The sequence below is a fragment of the Achromobacter sp. DH1f genome (assembly GCF_000633435.1).
Classification (GTDB): Bacteria; Pseudomonadota; Gammaproteobacteria; order Burkholderiales; family Burkholderiaceae_B; genus Achromobacter; species Achromobacter deleyi.
Window position 1 is genome coordinate 132,239 of record NZ_AYMF01000028.1, and the last position, 16,880, is coordinate 149,118.

The 16,880-nt window shown below is 49.5% G+C and carries 11 protein-coding genes and 2 pseudogenes; 9 read left to right on the forward strand and 4 right to left on the reverse strand.

Annotated features, from left to right (window positions below):
* Nucleotides 1-1,157: 1,157 nt before the first annotated feature.
* Together U858_RS35040 and U858_RS35045 are read right to left on the reverse strand one after the other, a co-directional pair.
* Nucleotides 1,158-3,266 carry a bifunctional diguanylate cyclase/phosphodiesterase gene (locus tag U858_RS35040; RefSeq protein WP_081821712.1) on the reverse strand — a complete coding sequence of 703 codons (2,109 nt, stop codon included), beginning with the start codon at nucleotides 3,264-3,266 and terminating at the stop codon, nucleotides 1,158-1,160.
* A 76-nt stretch (nucleotides 3,267-3,342) separates the two neighbouring features.
* On the reverse strand, nucleotides 3,343-4,935 hold the full coding sequence (locus U858_RS35045) for a methyl-accepting chemotaxis protein (protein WP_081821713.1): 1,593 nt from the start codon (nucleotides 4,933-4,935) through the stop codon (nucleotides 3,343-3,345).
* Nucleotides 4,936-5,698: 763 nt separating this feature from the next.
* On the opposite strand from U858_RS35045, the gene U858_RS35760 reads away from it, so the two are divergent.
* Both U858_RS35760 and U858_RS33930 read left to right on the forward strand, forming a co-directional pair.
* Nucleotides 5,699-5,842, forward strand: a complete 144-nt coding sequence (locus tag U858_RS35760; protein ID WP_157838859.1) for a hypothetical protein — start codon at nucleotides 5,699-5,701, stop codon at nucleotides 5,840-5,842.
* On the forward strand, nucleotides 5,843-6,391 hold the full coding sequence (locus U858_RS33930; protein WP_051593675.1) for an IS630 family transposase: 549 nt from the start codon (nucleotides 5,843-5,845) through the stop codon (nucleotides 6,389-6,391).
* Between the two features lie 203 nt (nucleotides 6,392-6,594).
* On the opposite strand, the gene U858_RS35050 is transcribed toward U858_RS33930, so the two are convergent.
* The gene (locus U858_RS35050) at nucleotides 6,595-7,131 is read right to left on the reverse strand and encodes a mechanosensitive ion channel family protein (RefSeq protein WP_081821714.1); all 537 of its coding nucleotides are present in this window, start codon (nucleotides 7,129-7,131) and stop codon (nucleotides 6,595-6,597) included.
* A gap of 658 nt (nucleotides 7,132-7,789) precedes the next feature.
* Entirely contained in the window at nucleotides 7,790-8,092 is a 303-nt protein-coding gene (locus tag U858_RS35055) for an H-NS histone family protein (protein ID WP_081821715.1), read from the reverse strand.
* Between the two features lie 1,070 nt (nucleotides 8,093-9,162).
* Between U858_RS35055 and U858_RS33935 the strand changes: the two genes are divergently transcribed.
* The 7 genes and pseudogenes from U858_RS33935 to U858_RS0124190 all read left to right on the forward strand — a co-directional run bounded on the left by U858_RS33935 (nucleotide 9,163) and on the right by U858_RS0124190 (nucleotide 16,864).
* Nucleotides 9,163-10,410, forward strand: a complete 1,248-nt coding sequence (locus tag U858_RS33935) for an HD-GYP domain-containing protein (protein ID WP_042885473.1) — start codon at nucleotides 9,163-9,165, stop codon at nucleotides 10,408-10,410.
* 932 nt (nucleotides 10,411-11,342) lie between these two features.
* Nucleotides 11,343-11,666, forward strand: a complete 324-nt coding sequence (locus U858_RS36520; protein ID WP_081821716.1) for a GrlR family regulatory protein — start codon at nucleotides 11,343-11,345, stop codon at nucleotides 11,664-11,666.
* A gap of 1,185 nt (nucleotides 11,667-12,851) precedes the next feature.
* Nucleotides 12,852-14,504, forward strand: a complete 1,653-nt coding sequence (locus U858_RS35065) for a methyl-accepting chemotaxis protein (RefSeq protein WP_042885475.1) — start codon at nucleotides 12,852-12,854, stop codon at nucleotides 14,502-14,504.
* A gap of 150 nt (nucleotides 14,505-14,654) precedes the next feature.
* A pseudogene (locus U858_RS36525) lies at nucleotides 14,655-14,897 on the forward strand (transposase); the annotation flags it as partial.
* Nucleotides 14,898-15,150: 253 nt separating this feature from the next.
* Nucleotides 15,151-15,363 carry a hypothetical protein gene (locus tag U858_RS36530; protein ID WP_025139712.1) on the forward strand — a complete coding sequence of 71 codons (213 nt, stop codon included), beginning with the start codon at nucleotides 15,151-15,153 and terminating at the stop codon, nucleotides 15,361-15,363.
* 56 nt (nucleotides 15,364-15,419) lie between these two features.
* Nucleotides 15,420-15,554: pseudogene (locus tag U858_RS36535) on the forward strand (IS3 family transposase); the annotation flags it as partial.
* Nucleotides 15,555-15,722: 168 nt separating this feature from the next.
* Nucleotides 15,723-16,864 (forward strand): IS3 family transposase gene (locus U858_RS0124190; protein WP_232786602.1). Its coding sequence is split into 2 segments (ribosomal slippage): nucleotides 15,723-15,975 and nucleotides 15,975-16,864, totalling 1,143 coding nucleotides; the frame shifts between segments, so codons are not numbered across the junction.
* The last annotated feature ends 16 nt before the right edge of the window (nucleotides 16,865-16,880 follow it).

Genomic DNA, 16,880 nt, shown 5'->3' on the forward strand with positions numbered 1-16,880 from the left:
TGCTGCAATATGAAGGAGAAGGCAACGAATGGCTCGTCGGGGTGCGGGCCTTTCTGACTGGCGCCATGTGGGTCCGCATCCTGGCCATCTTCCTGATGTACGTACAGCTACGGCCGTACTGCGCGCCTACTTAAAGTAGCGCCTGCCAGCGCACCGACACAATTGCGCGAACCAGGACACATAGCATCCAGACACGCCTTGGCTAAGTCAATTGGATTGCCCCGGAGCGATTCCGCGGAAGGGCCGAGCTGGACCTGCGGCATAACACGGCCCTAGACGCGCGCAAGCGCAAAACAGAAACCCATCGGCGATCTACGCCCCCCCCTTTTGCCCTGCCCGCACACTTACCAGGCTAGCGCGCAAGCCACAAACAGGGACGTGCAGACAGTTGCGGACCTGATCGACATCGAGCCCCAAACCCTCGACAGACAAGGACAGTGCAGTTTCCCCAAACGTAGCTACTCGAGGCCGCGAACTACGTACTGCTTATCTGCCTGCTGAGCTTCCTCTCGGTCATGGTGCAGCGACCAGAACCGCTCCTGGAATCGCTGCAGGCAAGCGCCTTCACGAACAGCGTCAATTCCGGTTTATGAAAGTGTGTCAGCTAAGGCCTGCAATTCTTCTGGGGATGGCTGACGCCTCAGAAAAGTTCTGGCCGATAGCCGCCGCAAAATGCTCCATCAAGATGCGCTCGATCCCGGTGCTATCCGGCAAGAGGTGGCAAGTAGCCGTCTTAATCGTTCTGGATAGCGGCGGCAGAGCCAGCCGCGCACCTGGAGCGAGAATGAGCCCACTGGCAATGGCGGTAATACTAATCAATATCGCCGCAACTCACCCGACATACCGTGGGCGATCTCCACAACCAATGCCTTTAAGCCGCTACGGCTGACGCAATGTGACGAGCGGGCTTTCAAAGAATATAAGGTTGCGCCCGCATCATTTGTCAAATCAGACCGTCGAGGCTTTTGGGTACTATAAAAGTGGGTTACTGAGGAAATAAACATAACTGACGCCAGAACTAGAGGCATAAACAGCCAAGTCTAAGCAATGCAGAGAACAATCGACTTTATAGAAATACTTCGCGTCTGATACTTTAAGTATTATCCCACTAAGAATCCGTAGCTATAATAAAATTGTAAAAATGTGTCTAAATCAACTTAGGGCCGTGCTGAGTCCCTCCCATATATACGGTCAGGCCCTATATGGAGATGCTTCTCAAAGAACTCATCCGCCGGAACGGGTTTACCCAAAAAAAACCCCTGGAGCAAATCGCAGCCAAGATTGGTAAGAAATCGCTGCTGAGCTGCGGTTTCTACGCCTTCAGCGACGATTTTCAGATTCAACTGGCGGCCAAGTGCTATAATAGTAGCCACAATAGCTTCATCCTCCCGATCGTGCTCCAGCTGATTAATAAAGCCACGGTCAATCTTCAACTCACTGGCGGGCAGTCGTTTAAGGTAAAGCAAGCTGGAGTAGCCAGTTCCAAAATCATCGATAGAAATCGATATGCCCAAGTCTGCAAGCTCATGCAGCACTGCCAAACTCGCCTCAGCATTACGCATTGCAGTAGTTTCTGTGATTTCAATGGTCAAGCATGACGCCGGCAATTGGTATTTTTCGAGCGCGGACCTTACCGATCTCACCAAATCAACTTGGTCCAATTGCATGGCTGATAAGTTTAATGCAACTGTCCATTCGATATATCCCTGCTCACGCCACACGCTCATCTGACGGCAAGCCTCATCTAGCACCCATTGCCCGATCGCGAAAATTAGCCCGGAGCGCTCCGCCAATGGAATAAATTCGCTCGGCCCTACCAGGCCTCGCTTTGGGTGAACCCAACGCAACAACGCTTCGGCACCGACAATAGGACCCGCTGGGGCTTTGAGTTTTGGTTGATAGTGCAATACAAATTCGCCACGTACCTGAGCAAAACGTAAGTCCTGTAGCAACTGTAGTTGGCCACTAACGTTGTCGTTCATTACTGGCTCGAAGTAGCTGTACCCCCTGGAGCGATCGACACGTTTAGCGTGATACATAGCAGCATCGGCATTGATTAGAAGCGTATGGCCATCTTGGCCATGGTTAGGAAAAATCGCAATGCCCACACTAGCCGAAACGCCTACATCTTGGCCATGTATGCGAGTTTGGCTGGAAAGCAAAGTAATGAGTCTTTCGGCGATGGTAGCCCCATCTGAAATATCAATTATGTCGGCCAAAACCACGAATTCATCACCACCTAGGCGAGCAACAGTATCGTAAGGGCGCGTCATCTCCTGGCGGACACTGTCAGCTAATTCGCACAGCAACCTATCACCTATATTGTGACCGTATGCATCGTTCACTGATTTAAATCCATTCAAATCAATGAACAGGAGAGCAAAGCGACCCTGCGATGCTTTAGCGCGCAATATAGATTGACCTATCCGCTCCTCCAAAAGAGTCCGGTTGGCCAAGCCAGTCAGCGCATCGTGCAAAGCGAGATGACGCAGTTCCTGATTAGCCTGCTCCAAAGAGATAGTCAATCCCCTGGTACGTGCTTCCAATCGTGCATCAAGTATAGCGACTACTAAGGCGATCGCTAAAACGCTTAGAGTGACAGCTGTCACACTAAGAGCTAACGAAACAGCATCTATGCCTTCCACAGCAGCCAAGCAGATACTGCCTTCGGCAAACTGTGCGGCGGCCATTCCCGTATAATGCATTCCGACAATTGCAGAACCCATGACCAGGGCAGCACCAAGTCGATACCGCTGAGTGCCGTGACTGCTCACCCGTAGCCGATACGTGATCCAAAGCGCCGCACCTGAAGCGATTACAGCCACGACGAGAGACAGAAAAAAAAGTATAGGTGAGTATACAATTGCTGGGTGCATGCGCATTGCCGACATCCCTAGGTAATGCATAGCGGCAATGCCGCTACCCAATAGTAAGGCAGCGAACACGAGAAGCTTATAAGTAAAATGACGCCTGGTAACAACCCACAACGCGAAAACTGAACAGACTACAGAGAGAACTAAAGACAGCACTGTCAGCGGCACATCGTAGCCCAACGGTATAGGAAGACTGAAGGCAAGCATACCGACAAAGTGCATGGACCAGATCCCGAGCCCCATGGCAAATGCTCCGCCAAACAACCAGATACCGGAACTTAAGCCTGCTGTTGACTTAACTCGATTAGCCATCCCTAAAGCGGTATATGCCGCTAAAATAGCAACACCGAGTGATACCACTACCAGCGCGGGGTCGTAGTGCCCTACAAGCATCGAAAAACTCCAGGCAATAACATTTGAAGAAGCGGTCTAGACGCGGTACAGCCTGCAAAGATTCAGCAAGGTCCGCTTACTGCACCGCCGAAGCAGGAACATTATTGAGCTTGAAAAGCGAGACAGCCTCTGCCAGATGTTCCGCCTGGCGGCTCAGGTTGATTGCTGCGGCCGCACTTTGTTCGACCATCGCAGCATTTTGATGTGTTGAATTATCTATTTTGTATATTGCTTCGCCGATTTGAACTATGCCAGCGCTCTGATGCATGCAGGCTGCGTTAATTTCTCCGACAATACGTGTCAAGCGATGCACTGACTCCAATATGCATTTCATCGTCCTGCCGGCCTGATCGACCAACGCCCCTCCCTGTTCAACTTGCGCTGCGCTAGCTGCGACTAAGTGTTTAATCTCGTTGGCTGCCCGAGCGCTACGTTGCGACAGAGTCCTTACCTCGGTAGCCACAACTGCGAAACCTCGGCCATGTTCGCCCGCGCGAACCGCCTCGATAGCAGCGTTTAGTGCAAGAATGTTGGTTTGAAATGCAATGGCATCGATGGTAGCAACAATTTCGGTTACTCGTTTAGCGCTACCTTCAATGCCGCGCATTTTATGAACGACTTCCGAAACAGACAGCTCCCCCTGTTCGGCAACGCTAGCAGCATCGCAGGCAAGATGATGCGCTTGCTGCGCGTGGTTCGCGTTCGCTTGTACAGTAACCTCGAAGTCGTTCATAGTGGATGTGGTTTGGTGCAGCGCACTCACCTGGAGTTCTGTGCGCTCACTTAGGTCGCGATTGCCCGCGGCTATCTGGGCAGATCCTGTTACAATAGCCTCCGAAGCTTCTTGAACCTGAGAAACAAGCGTTGCTAGACTGCTCTGCATCATTGCTAGCGAAGAGAAAACACTATTATCAGTTGCGTCCTTTGCTCCAGCTAAAGGCCTCAAATCACCTTGAGCTACTCGTTTAGCTGCTTGACTCAGTACGATGGGCTCTGCGCCGAGCGCCCGTAAAAGCGATCGAGTGATTATTAACCCTGAACCACACGCAACCAAAATCGAAAATACACAAAATCCAATTAGTATTTGGCGTTGCTCTGTGTAATTTATCGTCGTATTTTCGGTTAGCCTTAAAGCCTCCCTCTCCACAAGGCGAGCATAATCCTGTGTTGCCGAGGCTAACTCCGCCAAAAGCGGTCGGCATTCCTCGTTCATAATCTTAATCGCCTCCTCGCGCTGCCCCCTCAAGGCCAGGGCAACAATGCGTTGTGCCACAGGACCGTATCGCGACTCCACACTACTGATCTTGGCAATCAATTCGCGAGACTCATCGCTAATGTCTATTGCCTCAGCAGTAAGCTCCGTTAGCTCAGCTAGGTAAGTACGCACAGCGCGGTCCGCATCCATGACGCGACTCTTCTCATTTTCGAGATCATCTGCTCGTGTCAACAACACCATATTACGCGCAGCTATAGCGCGTGCGCCGACTGCCTCGCCGATTTTTGCCGCAGTCGAGGCTTGCGCATACACTCCGTTTATAAAAACAATAAAATGACCGTTAGCCGCGTGTAAAGCGTAGAGCGACAAAGCTGACACACCAACTACCATAGCTGCCAATACCCCGAAGGCAACACTCAACCGCGCGCGGACGGACCAAGTTCCGAGCTTCATAGTAATAACCCTAGAAAAGAAAGCTACCCATAATATCGGCAAATAAACCAACTCTAACCGCGGATATAGAGACTAAAAAATATACAGTTAAATCGAAGGAGAACATCAAAAACAGCGACTTATTTTGGCGATAATTTGTATTATTTTAACTTATTACGATGCAAATAAAAGCCATTTATTTGATATAAATCGTTAATTACTGAATCACATAGATACATAAAACCGATTTTTTTGACATAAATAGTCAATTACTGAATTATATGAATATATTTAAAAACAGCATAACGAGACGCACGAGCGGCTATCTTACTCTTCGGGCAACATGAAATAATAGTTTTCCGGGGTATAGCCAACGTCAACATGCGTTGTTCAGAACGACGCGGAACGAAGCATCGGAGGACAAACATTTGTTATATAAAGATACAGCCTCCCCATCCGACGGGAAGCCCGACCAACAGCCCTGCTTGGGCCACAGTTAAAGAAAATGAACACTCGCAATTGTCGTAAAAGCAAGTGAAGCTGGCGCAGCGTGCACGCATTGTGCTGCAGGCCGCTGGCTGGGTACAGAACAAGGTCATCGCCAAGGTTGGGAGTCGGACGCGTGCAGGTGTCGCGTTGGCGAGAGCGCCATGCGCACAATCGAGGCTGGCTTGTATTGAACGCGACTTGCGGCGCGCCGCCGATGACGGTAGACGCAGCGCGATTGGTAGCGCTGACCACACAGACCAAGCCTGCATCCGCTACACACTGGAGTACCCGAAAGATGGCCGCCGAGTTGGGTATGAGCGCCAGCACCGTGATGCGCCATTGGCACACCCACGGTCTGAAGCCGCACATTGTGCGCAGGATCACGCTATCCCGTGACCCACAGTTCGTCCAGAAGCTCAAAGACATCGTGGGGCTGTAAATGTCGCCACCCGAACATGCGCTGGTACTGTGCTGGGACGAGAAGAGCCAGGCGCAGGCGTTGGACCGCACGCAGCCGGGGCTGCTGCTCAAGAAGGGGCGAACAGCCACCATGACCGACGACTACAAGCGCCACGGCACGACCACGATGTTTGCTGCGCCCAACGTGTTGGACGGCAAGATCATCGGTCAGTGCCAGCAGCCCCACACCCACCTCGAGTGGCTGAAATTCCTGCGCCAAATCGATCTTCAGACGCCCAAAGACAAGGCGCTGCATCTGTTCGCCGACAATTACGCCACGCACAAGCATCCAGCAGTACAAGACTGGGTGGCCAAGCTTCCGCACTTCAATATGCACTTTACGCCCACCTCGGCATCGTGGCCGAACATGGTCGAGCGGTTCTTGCGCGATATTACCGCCGATAGGCTGCGCTGCGGCGTGCCTGAACTTTCGGCTGCCATTGATGAGTACGTCGCGCATCAGAAAACTCACCCCAAGCACGTCATTTGGGCCAAGAGCGCTAGCGATATCTTGCAAAAAGTAAATTAAATAGCGCCAATCACCGCTCAAGCTCCAAACAAAATGGAACACTGCACTAGAAAGGTTCTTTCGCCATAAACGGCAGCACTAAACACTGAATTATTTCAGCCCTGTAAAGCTCGAAGCACTCCGATGTTAGGTTACTATATATTTCAAGAAACCAGTGCCCAGCCGCGCAGCAATAGCGGGTGCTTAGTACAAGCAGCGTTTCTTCACTGACCTCTGTTAATTCTAATAATAGTGTTAGCCATCATCACACTATTTGGCACAACCAAATCGTGCCCATCACTATTAATCAGCTGCGTAAAGCCAAGGGAAATTATCTCCACCTTGGCAGTAACAACTCCCAAAGGGGAGTTTAATTGAATTGTATCACCGACGCGCACTTGTCTGTACAGCACCAACGAAAATCCTGCGATTATGTTGCCGAGCGTGGTTTGCGCAGCCATACCAACAACTACAGAGACAACGCTCACTCCTGTCAAAAGGGCTGTCCCTAGCGATCGCAATTCGGGAATTAAATGTGCATATAGAATAAACCCCAGCACGAAGACCAATAACTGAGCAAACTCACTAATAAACTGCAAGGCAGTTGTATCGGAAAGATGCAAGGCTACATGTTTTGCGCTTCTGCGAATAAGCAAGACTACGAATATAACTACACTCAGAATAAGTGCCCCTATCAAAAGAGCCCCTAGAGCGGAGTGTGGTGATAAAGCTAGAACGACATTACCGAATACATAACTCATGGTAAGCACCCGCAATACGATAGAGTCTAAGCCGGCCAGTCACCCTAAGCGCGGCGTACCAAATTTTATAAGGCTAACCCAGCGGTGCCTGGATGCTTGGCATGATCTTACCCCTAGAATATCATAGTGCAACTTTCACGAAGTTAACTGGTTTGAGGGCGTGGGCCCGATGATTCAATGAACAGTGCGAACTATGATGGTTGAACTCCTCCAAATAATATAAATAACAGCTGAATTTCCGCGAAATTAATTTCGGAAGATCAAGTCATCATCACGCAGTCGATCCATAAGCGCCTCGAAATACAATTATTCATCAACTGACCAGGCTCGTATGTTAACGAGCTTGCCGCGCGCACATAGGCCTAGATGAACAACACTCGAGACGAGAATTACGTTATTTTATTCGATGATTGGCTCTAACTTTCCACGCCGAACCGCCGTCCGGTTCAAGAATGACACACGCAATGCCGAAGAACAGCGCGCGCTGGAAAATAACTAGGTTGGCTAAAAGGGGGGAATATACTTTTTTAACAACGACCGCCTTAGATGTATTGGGATCTTGGGGCTACCAGTAGTACACCCAAGCAGGACTGCCACTATCGCCAAGTAATAAAAACCCTCAACAATTCAGGAAAGAACTACGCTCGAGCCCGCCCGCCTACTCAGCTGCAAGCCAGCGGTGAACGCGGGCACGACCGGTCCAAGTTTGCTCATTAGCAGGATACTTGTATTTGGAAATGACAGGGGGAAGCTTTCTTCGCCCCGGTTCTTTCGGCTGCCCCCAATATTCACTTACACCTGTAAAGCCGACACGCAAATCATCAACGAAAATCGCATAGGAACGCATGGTTTTCACGATTTCCTTCACAACCTCTATACGTCTTAAGGCTATAAGTCGAGCCAGTTTCGCTTTCAACTGATTGGTTTTGGCATTGATTGCATAAATGGATTTCTTCATCATAGAATTGATGCAATTTGGTCATAGGTGCCGCTTGTAAATAACTATACATACGCGAGCCTTAAACCAAAAATGATAAAAAAATCCAAAATAGCCTTTTATTTAACCTGAAATTCATTATTAAGTACGTTTTTACCCAGTATTCAACAATAAAATTTACACCCCCTAGCACTTGCAGAAAAATATCGAGCAGCGCACACAAATATCAAACTAGAGAAAAGCATTAGGGAGAACATTAAGAAGACACGTAAAAAACACTACACTCAGACAGATGGGACCTACGGCAAGCTATTGAAATAGCAGCTCAACTACAAAATAGGTCCCCAGACTATACTAAATGCTTGAGCCAAAACTGATGTATAAAAAAACAATGAAAATAGAAGCAGGACAGACAACGCACGGAGTGAACCACGATTCAAGCGTGGAATTGTGCTGGCGCGCTCAACTAGATATAAATTAATAGCTGAATGCCGCTCGACATAATATTTTAGCGAACAGGGCCTGGTGACGAAATGGGGCATTCCCTTATACACAAATGCGGTAACAAGCGCGTATATTGTGCTAGAGGCGACCCGAAAGACCCGACTCGTAGATACCGCTTTTGCCTAATGCTGACTCTATTAAAGAATAACCTTGACGAGCGCAACCACCACTTAGTACACCCATACAGTTTTAGAAATTTATATTCGTGTGTGGACGCTAGCCAAACCTGGCTCTTGAGGGTAATAGGCTACGACCGCTAATGGGGATCAGCAATAGTTAGGTTCAAGACCGATGCGACATTATGTATGGCACGCTGGCGCGGATGCTTTTATTGGAAAAGATATTTATTTATCGCACCCAGATTTTAAATTCGACTAATCCGCGATAGAATTCGACTGACTTACGGTTTACTCCATCAGCAGAATCACCAGATCCAGAGAAGTACATAAACAATACGATTCACGCTTATATTTCAATAACTGGGAAATTTAGCTAGAAATAACTTACAATTTCCTCCGAATTATATATACAGAAAAAATTAATTTCAAGTTAATTTTTCAACACCAACATAAATCTGAACGCAATTAAAAATGCTAAAAAGAATTAACAAAAAACACCTCGTGCTTGGCATGCATATCCATGAGTTGTGCGGTACATGGTTAGAACATCCGTTCTGGAAATCGGATTTCCTGCTTGAAAGCCAAGAAGATCTTACTCAAATATTAAAGAGCTCAGTGCAGCAGTGCTGGATCGATAACTCGAGAGGGCTCGACATACAGGAGGCAGCAGTTTCAATTTCCGACGAACAAGCTTTGGTAGAGGCACAAGATCTTTTCGAGAAATTATATCCACCCCGGGCTGAGATAGAAAAAAATAGCTGTGCTGAAGAGAACCGCGTCGACTATCTTGAGATTATTGATATCCAGTCCGAGCTGGCTAGGGCGGCTTCCATTTGCAGTGACTCCAAAGAAAAAATCATGGCCATGTTTGATGAGTCGAGACTAGGGAAATCGGCCAAAATATTTGAGGCCGAAGGACTGGTATTTGAAATATCAGAATCAATTAAAAGAAATCCAGGCGCCCTGATTAGCCTCGCTCGCATAAAATCGACTGACGAATATACCTACATGCATTCTGTCGCAGTATGCGCATTAATGATTTCTCTCGCACGAGAGTTAAACTTTAATCATGAAGATGTTCAAATCGCTGGACTGGCCGGGCTGCTGCACGACATAGGAAAAGTGTCCGTCCCTTTGTCTATCCTCAACAAATCTGGAAAATTATCTGCTGAAGAATTCGATATTATCCGCGGCCACCCTATAGCCGGATTTAATATATTAAAGGAATGGAAGAACATGCCTCAAAAGGTTCTTGATGCATGCTTACATCACCACGAAAAGATTGATGGATCTGGGTATCCATACAGACTAATTGGCAACGAAATTACTCAGATTTCAAAAATGACTGCCATATGTGATGTATACGATGCCATTACCTCAGACAGGCCGTACAAAAAGGGGTGGGACCCATCCGAAGCTTTGCATAGGATGGCTTGTTGGGGACCAGGTCATTTCGACATGGAAATTTTCCATGCTTTTGTTAAGAGTATTGGTATCTACCCGATTGGCTCGCTTGTCCGCTTAACTTCCGGCAGCATTTGCGTTGTATGTGAACAGGTCCCACGTTCGTTAAAAACTCCAATAGTAAAATTAATTTATTGCACAAAATATGGCAAAAAATTAAATCCTGACATAATTAATCTATCCCAACCTGAGTGCATGGAATCAATTGTATCGAGAGTATCAACGGCGGAATGGGAAGAAATCCTTAAAACGTGATACGGCATCTTCACTGTCTGCGAAATGATAAATTAATGCAGTGCCGTTTTTAGACGTATAATCCCATTTACCTTTCCTAAATACTGATCTGGTAGCGGGTGGCAAGCCGAAGTTCCAGCAGATCGGGCGTTTTACATTGGCTATAGCAGCTGGCGAGCCAATTTCAGCGTACAAATCGCATGCGCTATGCGCAAGTCAACGTGCGGCCGAGCGATTCGATGCCGCTTTCTAACCAAATTGCTGCGTTGCTAGCCTGAGGTATATACCCAGCCTCATTAATTTTAATCAGTGATGCCTTTAGGCGACGCCGCCTCAGATCAGCGCACGTTGCGGACGCAACCCTCAGCGGTATCGCAGCCAGTGCCTCGCGCGCGCAAATTTGCTAAGGCCACGAATGCCCCCCCTGACGGCATTCGTGCGCACTCAGGACATAGCCCCCCTTGATCGCCCAAACGTCTCAGAAATGTCGGATCCCACGCCAGTCGGGCGCCCAATCAGCGAAACCTCGCAGCGTACTCATGACAGCGCATATCCGTACCCTCGCTTTACCCTATTTCGAAACACGCATTCAGGTTGCTGCCATTTTTTCACGCTAAAATTAAAAAGCATCTACAAACCTATATCGAAACTATGGCACGTCCCCGCTAGTTTATTTATATTATCCATAAATAGCTACTTGATTTATCGCATATTTCTTGGAGGGCAAGTTACTAAAACAGATATATATTTCGATATTTTAGATAACTGTTGGTGGTCGGCTAAGCTCGAGTGGAATCACAAATACGTCGTCATAAAATTTCGGTACTATATATTTTCTGACAACAGCGTTGATTGCCTGGATACGCTTGCTTTGAGCTGCTACATCTTAGCTTTCAAATTTTGGGAAGTGCGACACTTATCGCCGACGTACAGTCGTGCTCTAGGGGAGCGTCGTGTTGGATGGCCTTTGGCATATTAGGTATACAGTTGCGGGAAAAGTGTTTGGCGGCGTTCTAGTCATCAAGGATGGAGAAATTTTGGGCGGCGATAACGGATTCATTTTTACCGGTACATTGAGACTACAGGGGAAGGATGTTTTTGGTAAATTACGCCTGCGGCAAATCTTGAAGTCTGTCGAACCCCCAGTACACGGTCTCACCGACTATTCGTTATACTTGACAGGAAGCTTCTCAAAGAGTGGTCTCGACATGGTGGGTAGAATACAGGGCATTTCAGACATCGCACTACGCATTCATGCAGCCCGTTATTTTTGTTAGCGCGATATAGTTAATCGCCAACATCATCGACTCGTCTGGTTTTGAGGTTAGCTACAAAAAGAAGGCAGTCTTTTACTCGAAACCTCGCCTGGCATTCGTTGCGATCCGGACTTGCCTTGCTCAAACGGCTTCTTCTGCCGCTAGACGCAGTCGCCATTCAAGTTGGTGGAACCGGGTACAAGTGGATGAGCTGCGGTGTAGAAATTGACTCGGGTCATGGCACGCGGCACTGCAGGAGCACCTCGGTAATCCATTTACTCAAGGCCTACCCCCTCCAGCCGCGATCTACTTAGGCGCCAGCGCAGCGTAGCAGACCATTTCCGGCGTACGCCCACCGTGCGCTTGGTGCGACCTGCGTTCGTTGCAAAGCTCCAGGTACCCTTACAGGCACACAACGCGCGGCGCTTGCGGTCTGGTAGGCCTTTAGCACCTCCTCGTGCTTCACGCTTCGCCACCGCCTATCGAAGAGGACGTTGTCACGCCATTAGCCTTTGCCATTGGTGCTCAGGCGCGCGCCGATGCGGGGGCCCCACCTCGGCGACGAACTAAGCGCTGCTGAACTGGCTGTCCTGGTCGGTGTGGACCATCTCTGTCGCACCTTAGCGGGCGGCAGTCTCGCGCAGCACCTCGACGCAAAAGTCGGACTCCATCGCGATGGACACGCGATGCGTCAGCACCCGGCGGCTGTGTCAATTCTGCACGGCCACTAGATACACCCAGCCACGAGCCATCCGGATGTAGGTCATGTCCAGCGCCCAGGCCTAAATGAGCCGCTCGACGCTCAGGTCGCAGGTACGGGAACAGCGTACTGGCGCGAGCTTGCGCTGGTTTTGGGCTTATGGTCCAGCACGCAGGCACATGCGCCGCATCAGCGTGTGAACGTGCCGGCGGAAGTGGATCGAGGGTCCTATATAGGTGATCAACAAAAAAACAACGACTAACGGAAAAACATATATTTTGAAATAATTTCAGTATGTTTTAAGCCTTTGTGAATAGCTCGACTCGTCTGATTTACAGGCATCCGCGTAGCACAATCTGGAAAATGTTACGCAGCACGCAACCAAACTTATATTTTGTTGTTTTTTTGGAACAAAACCTTGTCACCCAGACATGATTTTGCAAAATACACATAAAAGTTGCAATCGGTAGTATATTTACATAAACACGTTAACTTTCTAAAAAAATATGAGCAGCATTGAACATAAATATCCGACGAGTCCAGCGGATGTCAACGATGGTTTTTTTAAGCACCATGGTTTTTGGGCTTTGGGAGTTAGAGCCTTTCGGAACCTCAATTTCCAAGCTAAAGCGATTATTATCTCTTCAGTCTTCTTGTTGCCGATGTTATTGCTAGTGAGCTGGCTTTTGCACTACCAATACGAGAGCATTATGAAGGAACGCGAGAACAGTACCCGGCAAAATGTCGAAATAGCCTTCGGATTGCTCCAGTACGCTCATAATCTTGAAGTAGCAGGGACCCTCACGCGTGATGCTGCTCAAGATCTAGCGATTTCGTTAATAAAGCCGCTTCGCTACGACCACGACGAATATTTTTGGATTAACGATGTTCAGCGACGCATGATCATGCATCCGATAAATCCGCAGCTGAACGGCCAAGATATGAGTAACTATATCGATGCAAACGGAATTCACGTGTTCAGAGAGTTTGCGGCTCTCGGAGAGGATGGTGGAACTGGTTTTCTGCGTTATCAGTGGGCCAAGCCCAATCATGCGATCGCAGAGGATAAAATATCCTATGTGCGCGGATTCGCACCATGGGGCTGGGTGATAGGATCGGGAATCTACGTAAGTGATGTTTGGGAATCCTTGCAGTCTCTTATCGGCTGGACTTCGTTAATGATCTCAATAACTCTAGCAATCGGGCTGTACTTATTTTTGAGCTTCTATCACGTCATGAATGGAGGTCTTCAGGAAACGCGCCGCCATCTACGCGCAATGACTACTGGCGATCTAACGACATCCCCCAAACCTTGGGGTAAAGATGAAGCTGCGGATCTGATGTTTGATTTACTAAACATGCAAAACTCTTTGAGAACTATGGTACAGCACGTTCGGCATTCAAGCATTGAAATGCTACATTCTTCGAGAGAAATCGCCAACGGAGCCAGCGACTTATCTAACAGAACCGAACATACAGCAAGTGATCTAGAGGAGTCTGCGGCAGGGATGGAAGAGGTGACAGCCACCATTAGTCAAAATTCGCAGCATACTCAGGAAGCGGAACGAGTGGCGGTCGAAGGAGTTAAGTTAGCGATGGACGGAGGCAATATTATGCGAAACGTCGCAACAACAATAGGTGAAATTTCTGAATCCTCCCAAAAAATTGCCCGAATTGCTGGAACCATTGACGGGATTGCATTCCAAACAAACATATTAGCTTTGAATGCTGCCGTCGAATCTGCCCGTGCAGGAGAACAAGGCCGGGGCTTCGCAGTTGTAGCATCTGAAGTAAGAGTCCTTGCGTTGCGCACAGCAGCCTCTGCTAAGGAGGTCGGAAATTTGATAAATCATAGCGTCTCGAAAGTGATTGAGGGGGTGTCAGTTGTGACCGAAGCAGGAGATCTAATCAGCAAAATGGAGTTAAAGTCTCAAAATATAAAAACCCTGCTAAGTGAAATTGCAAATGGTGCACGAGAACAAGACATCGGAGTTCGGCATATAAGCCAAGCTGTTAACGATCTTGATCGCATGACTCAGCAGAACGCTGCCCTTGCGGAAGAGACGGCAGCGGCGGCACAGGCTCTGGAACAACAGGCTTTTCGGTTAAAGAACGAAGTGGCGCGTTTCATTCTGCCGGTAGAGCTTTCTGCCGGCTAACATCGCGCTTCCAGCCAGAAGGCGAACATCCACCTCTTCTTGGCTTTGACCCTAATCCATTTTTTAGTACCGATCTAAATTAGAGAAATCCGGCATGGTTTCACCATATGGGATAGGAGCCATGCCGTGAAGAGATAGAAATACACCAAAGAGCAAATCGCCTTTGCGCTGAAGCTAGCCGAACTGGGAGAGTCCGTAACCGAGGTCTGCCGCAAGATGGGCGTGAGCGAAGCCAACTTATACAACTGGAAGAAGAAATGCTGCGGGCTTGATCCCTCGGAGTTGCGACGACTTCGCCAGCTTGAAGATGTATGCAATCGACTCAAGCGCCTAGTCGCAGACCTGTCGCAGGACAAGGCGATGTTGCAGGACGTTCTTGCAAAAAGGCTCTGAAGCCTTCGCGGCGCCACGTACTCCTGGATGATCTGATGAAGCGATACGGCGTTGGCGAGACCTAGGCATGCGCCGTAGTCATGCTTTCCCGGTCGTTGTATCGCCTACGAATCGTGCCGACGCGATAGTGGTGCCCTAGCCATGCGAATCCGCGAGATCGCGCCTACGCGGATTCACTACGGATACCGGGGTAATCCCCCCGCAAAAGCGATGAGGTCAGAATTAGAATTTTCTCGTTGAGGAGTTCTACCGCTTGTATCGCGAACAAGGCTTGTCCTTGCGGCTCAAGCACCCCAAACTCAATACGTCGGCGCAACGTCACCAACCCAACGCGGTCGCGCAAATCATCAATGACATCTGGAGCACGGAGTTCGTCATGGTCCAATTGTTCGAAGGTCGCCGCCTGGGTGCATTGCCCCTGGTCGACAATTACACCAGAGAGTGTCTGGCTATCGACATTGGGTAAAACCTTGGGGGTGAAGATGTGGCGGCTACGCTCCGGCGCGTGACTTCGGCCGCCCCGGCAAGCCCGACGGACAATGCTCAGTACGAATTCTTCAATGGCTGTTCAGTCGGGAATGCCGGAACAGCCATTGGTTCTTGTCATTTGCCGATGCCAAGGAGAAAATCGACGCCAAGCGGACGTACTATAACTAGGTACGTCCCAACTCCGCGCTGAATTGGCAGACACCTGCTGACTACGTGCGCCAGCACTTGCACAGCGGCCAAAGTACCAACATCAATGTGACCCTAACCCAGTTTTTAGTACCGATCTAAATTAGAGAAATCCGGCATGATTTCACCATATGGAATAGGAGCCATGCCGTGAAGAGATCGAAATACACCGAAGAGCAAATCGCCTTTGCGCTGAAGCAGGCCGAACTGGGAACGGCCGTACCCGAGGTCTGCCGCAAGATGGGCGTGAGCGAAGCGACCTTCTACAACTGGAAGAAGAAATTCGGCGGGCTTGGCCCCTCGGAGTTGCGACGGCTGCGGCAGCTTGAAGAGGAATGCAATCGCCTTAAGCGCCTGGTCGCGGACCTGTCGCTGGACAAGGCAATGTTGCAGGACGTTCTGGCAAAAAAGCTCTGAAGCCTTCGCGGCGCCGCGTACTCGTGGATGATCTGATGAAGCGCTACGGCGTCGGCGTAACCAAGGCATGCGCCGTAGTCATGATTTCCCGGTCGTTGTATCGCTACGAATCGTGCCGACGCGACAGTGGCGCGCTGGTCATGCGAATCCACGAGATAGCGCATACACGGGTTCATTACGGATACCGCCGTGTACACGTGATGCTGCGCCGCGAAGGCTATCGAGACAATCACAAACGGGTCTACCGTTTGTATCGAGAACAAGGCTTGTCGTTGCGGCACACGCGCCCCAAGCGCAATAAGTCGGCGCAACGTCGCCAACCCAAAGCGGTCGCGCAAGCCATCAATGACATCTGGAGCATGGACTTCGTCATGGACCAATTGTTCGATGGTCGCCGCCTGCGTGCGTTGACTCTGGTCGACAATTACACCAGAGAGTGTCTGGCCATCGACATTGGGCAAAACCTGCGGGGTGACGATGTGGTGGCAACGCTCACGCGCGTATGCGCATTGCGCGGCTTGCCGCGCGTCATCAAAACCGATAACGGCAGCGAGTTCATCTCCAAAGCCATGGACAAATGGGCATACGAAAATGGCGTGGAAATCGACTTCAGCCGGCCCGGTAAGCCGACGGACAATGCGCAGTGCGAATCCTTCAATGGCCGCTTCCGTCAGGAATGCCTGAACAGCCATTGGTTCTTGTCATTTGCTGATGCCAAGGAGAAAATCGACGCCTGGCGGACGTACTATAACGAGGTTCGTCCCCACTCCGCGCTGAAGTGGCAGGCACCTGCTGAATACGCGCGCCAGCACTTGGCCAGCGGCCAAAGTACCAACCTCAATGAGCCGGAAATCTCTACTTCTGATCCGGACTAATTCGGGGTTAGGGTCA